4 protein-coding genes, 1 tRNA gene and 2 pseudogenes are annotated in these 3,384 nt (G+C 62.3%); 5 read left to right on the plus strand and 2 right to left on the minus strand.

Going from position 1 to position 3,384, the window contains the following annotated elements:
- Nucleotides 1–542 (minus strand): annotated as a pseudogene (locus ACVOL0_RS20195) (transposase); the annotation flags it as partial.
- 97 nt (nt 543–639) lie between these two features.
- Here ACVOL0_RS20195 and ACVOL0_RS20200 point away from each other — a divergent pair.
- Nucleotides 640–978, plus strand: a complete 339-nt coding sequence (locus ACVOL0_RS20200) for a tRNA-binding protein (RefSeq protein WP_481550601.1) — start codon at nt 640–642, stop codon at nt 976–978.
- Nucleotides 979–1,180: 202 nt separating this feature from the next.
- Nucleotides 1,181–1,315, plus strand: a pseudogene (locus ACVOL0_RS20205) (TMEM175 family protein); the annotation flags it as partial.
- Nucleotides 1,316–1,491: 176 nt separating this feature from the next.
- Here ACVOL0_RS20205 and ACVOL0_RS20210 read toward each other — a convergent pair.
- A tRNA-OTHER gene (locus tag ACVOL0_RS20210) sits at nt 1,492–1,573 on the minus strand.
- Between the two features lie 252 nt (nt 1,574–1,825).
- Between ACVOL0_RS20210 and ACVOL0_RS20215 the strand changes: the two genes are divergently transcribed.
- From ACVOL0_RS20215 to ACVOL0_RS20225, 3 genes are read left to right on the plus strand one after another with little or no spacing between them, the layout of a single operon-like run.
- A complete protein-coding gene (locus ACVOL0_RS20215) occupies nt 1,826–2,281 on the plus strand; it encodes an iron chaperone (RefSeq protein ID WP_481550602.1) in 456 nt (151 codons plus the stop codon).
- Between the two features lie 52 nt (nt 2,282–2,333).
- On the plus strand, nt 2,334–2,831 hold the full coding sequence (locus ACVOL0_RS20220) for a hypothetical protein (RefSeq protein ID WP_481550603.1): 498 nt from the start codon (nt 2,334–2,336) through the stop codon (nt 2,829–2,831).
- Nucleotides 2,832–2,853: 22 nt separating this feature from the next.
- Nucleotides 2,854–3,147: a hypothetical protein gene (locus tag ACVOL0_RS20225; RefSeq protein ID WP_481550604.1), complete on the plus strand. Its 294-nt coding sequence runs from the start codon at nt 2,854–2,856 to the stop codon at nt 3,145–3,147.
- Nucleotides 3,148–3,384 lie beyond the last annotated feature (237 nt).

Genomic DNA, 3,384 nt, shown 5'->3' on the forward strand with positions numbered 1-3,384 from the left:
ATTCAACCCTGCCAGCTTGTACAGCCGATGCACGCGCTTGCGATTTATCGGCCAGCCTTCACGACGTAGCAGAATGTGGATGCGTTGGTAGCCGTAACGCACCCGCGTCTGGGCTATCTCCTCGATGCGCCGGGTCAATGGCGCATCCAGAATTTTGCGCACCGGTTTGTACACCAGCCCAGAACGGGCCTGACGCATCACGCCGCATGCCCGCCGCTGGCTAATTCCGTAAGCACGCTGCAGAAAGCCGATGAGCGTATGTCGCTGCACCGGCCTCAGAGCTTTTTTTGGATGACGTCCTGAAGCATCACTTTGTCCAGGCTCAGATCTGCGACCAGTTGTTTGAGCTTGCGATTCTCCTCCTCGAGCTGCCGCAGCCGGCGCAGCTCGGACACGCCTAGGCCGCCGTACTTCTTCTTCCAGTTGTAGAACGTGGCCTCGGAAATGCCCATCTTCCGGCACGTCTCGCCGACCGATGTACCGCCCTCAACCTGGCGCAGGGCAAACGCAATCTGCTCTTCGGTGAACTTCGACTTCTTCATGGCAAAACCACCTCTCTGCTTGGGGTTAGTTTCGCCGAATTTCTCTACTTTTGGCTGGCTCAAAAAGCTGGAAGGTGGTCACTCCCGAGCAACCACCATGCAGACCATCGATTGGAACGACTTCAGCAAGGTCGAACTTCGCGTAGGCCGCGTCATCGCCGCCGAACCTTTCACTGCCGCCCGTAAACCCGCCTATATCCTGCAGGTGGATTTCGGGCCGGAGATCGGCACCCGCAAATCCAGCGCACAGATCACCGCGCTATACAGCGCCGAACAGCTGGTCGGGCGCCTGGTGGTGGCAGTGCTCAACTTCCCTCCGAAACAGATCGGCCCACTGATGTCCGAATGCCTGGTGACCGGATTTCACGACGCTGAGGGGCGGGTCAGCCTATGCATACCCGAACATGAGGTGCCGCTGGGCACGCGCTTGCTGTAAATCCTGCAGGCGCGCCGGCGTGCCCTGCAGGCTGGCCCGCCCCAACCTGCAAGCCGGACACATGGCCTCAACGGCACTTCGTGCTAGCGTTCTGCTCGGAATCCCCCGGCGATGCATGCAGGAGACAGCAATGGGCAAAGGCCGGCTTGAAGCCTTCAGTGACGGCGTACTGGCCATCATCATCACCATCATGGTGCTGGAGATGCGGCCACCAGAGGGGGCATCGCTGGACGCGCTGCGGCCACTGCTGACCACCCTGCTCAGTTACCTGTTGAGCTTCGTCTACGTCGGCATCTACTGGAACAACCACCATCACCTGTTGCAGGCCTGCCAGAAGGTGACTGGCAGTGTGCTGTGGGCCAACCTGCACCTGCTGTTCTGGCTGTCGCTGCTGCCGTTCGCTACCCATTGGATGGATGATTTCAACACGCAGCCACTGCCGACCGCGCTCTACGGCTGCATTCTGCTGGCCGCTGCCATCGCCTACTGGATACTGCAACGGCGCATCGTCGCTGCCGACGGCGAGAACTCGCGCCTTCGGCATGCGCTGGGCAGCGATTGGAAGGGCAAGCTGTCGCCCCTGCTCTACATCAGCGGTGTCGCCCTGAGCTTCGTCAATGCGCATCTTGCGCAGCTGCTATACGCCGCCGTCGCCCTGCTCTGGCTGATCCCCGACCGGCGCATTGAACGCGAGCTGGGCCAGACAGCCAGCGACTGATCGTCGGGCTGCGGCACCCGGCTCCGTTTCCGGCTTCAACGTAGACATCTCACCTGCACCCTCGCTTTACATTTGCGAGCATCGCTTGGGTTAAAAAGCGCTACCCAGCCGATCTTTGCAGGAGTCTTGATGACCGCGTCCAAAACCACCGGCTTCACCGCTGAAGAACAGGCCGCGATGAAGGAACGCGCGCGCGAGCTCAAGGCCGAGGCCAAGGCCGGCAAGCTGAAGGCCGACGGCGAGGCCGAACTCCTGGCCAAGGTCGCCGAGATGCCCGCTGCCGAGCAACAGATGGCGCGACGCCTGCATGCCATCGTCACCACCACTGCGCCCTCCTTGAACCCAAAAACCTGGTACGGCATGCCGGCCTATGCGCGCGATGGCAAGGTCGTGCTGTTCTTCCAGGGAGCGAGCAAGTTCGGCGCACGCTATTCCACGCTGGGCTTCAACGACACGGCGATACTGGATGACGGGCCGATGTGGGCAACCTCTTTCGCCCTTGCGGAACTCACTCCCGAGGTCGAAAAGAAGATCACCGCCTTGGTCAAGAAAGCCATGCGCAAGCGCGACAGCAGCCTGCAATAGGCAAAGCGCGGATCTGCGGCTATCGTGTCCTGCCCCCGCAGCGATAGACCGCATGTCTTTCTGGACCTGTCTATTCCCACGCACGCAAGCCGCATACACCAGCCCGCTTTCACCCGAGCAGGCCGTACAGGCACTGCGTACCGCCACCGCACGAGGCAACCTGACCGCTACCGGCAGCATTGTCGGCTCGGTGAGTAACAAGCGAGTGCAGTTGTACCACCGTCGCGTGATGCGCAACTCGTTCAAGCCACATTTCCGCGGCAGCCTGTGCGCAACCGCGCAGGGCTGCGAGCTGCGCGGCGCGTATGCGTTGCCGCCGTTGGTTTTCGTCTTCATGCTTTTCTGGCTTGGTTTCTGCGTACTGTGGACCACGGTGGCCGCACTGCAGCTCGGCAAGTTTGACCTGATGCTGCTGCCGGCGGCATTGCCGGGCCTGCTGATGGCTGGATTTGGCATTGGCTTGTTGCGTCTGGGCCAACACCTGGCCAGCGATGACCCAGCGATCCTGTCACGGGTCATCCGGCAAGCCTTGCAGTCGCCTTCTGCCTGATCCCAACCGCGAGGATTCCCACTTGCCCAACCACGACGACACCGCATTGGAACTGCAGAAGCTGCAGTTCGAAGTGATGCAGCAGTTGGAGGTCATTGCCGATGACATAAAGGCCGGGCGACTGGACGCCGAGGAAGGTTCGGCCAAGGCCAAGGCCGTCATTGCGGCCAGCGAGCAGCAGCGTGTTGCCATGTTCAACGCCGCAATCAGTGCCAACCAACGCCAACGCAGACGTGCCTGGCTGTTCGCGCTGATGGTGGTCGTCGCCATCGCAGTGGTGCTGACCGGCCTGTTGCTGGCGCGCATGAGCATGTAGTGCCGAGCCATGCTCGGCAGGGCCGTACCAGCCATCTTGCAGCAGCGGCGCAAGCCGCGAAGCCACTGCGGCATCAACCAGCGAAGAGCTTACCCCTCCCCAGCCCTCCCCTTCGCTGTGCGAAAGGGAGGGTGTAGTGCCGGGGCCGGCGGGGGCGCGGGGGGGGGGGGGGGGGAGGGAGGCCGCCACGGAGCGGCGCCAACGCACGGGCGGGACCGAGGCACAGACGCCCACCCG

Source organism: Stenotrophomonas sp. STEN021 (assembly GCF_056760175.1).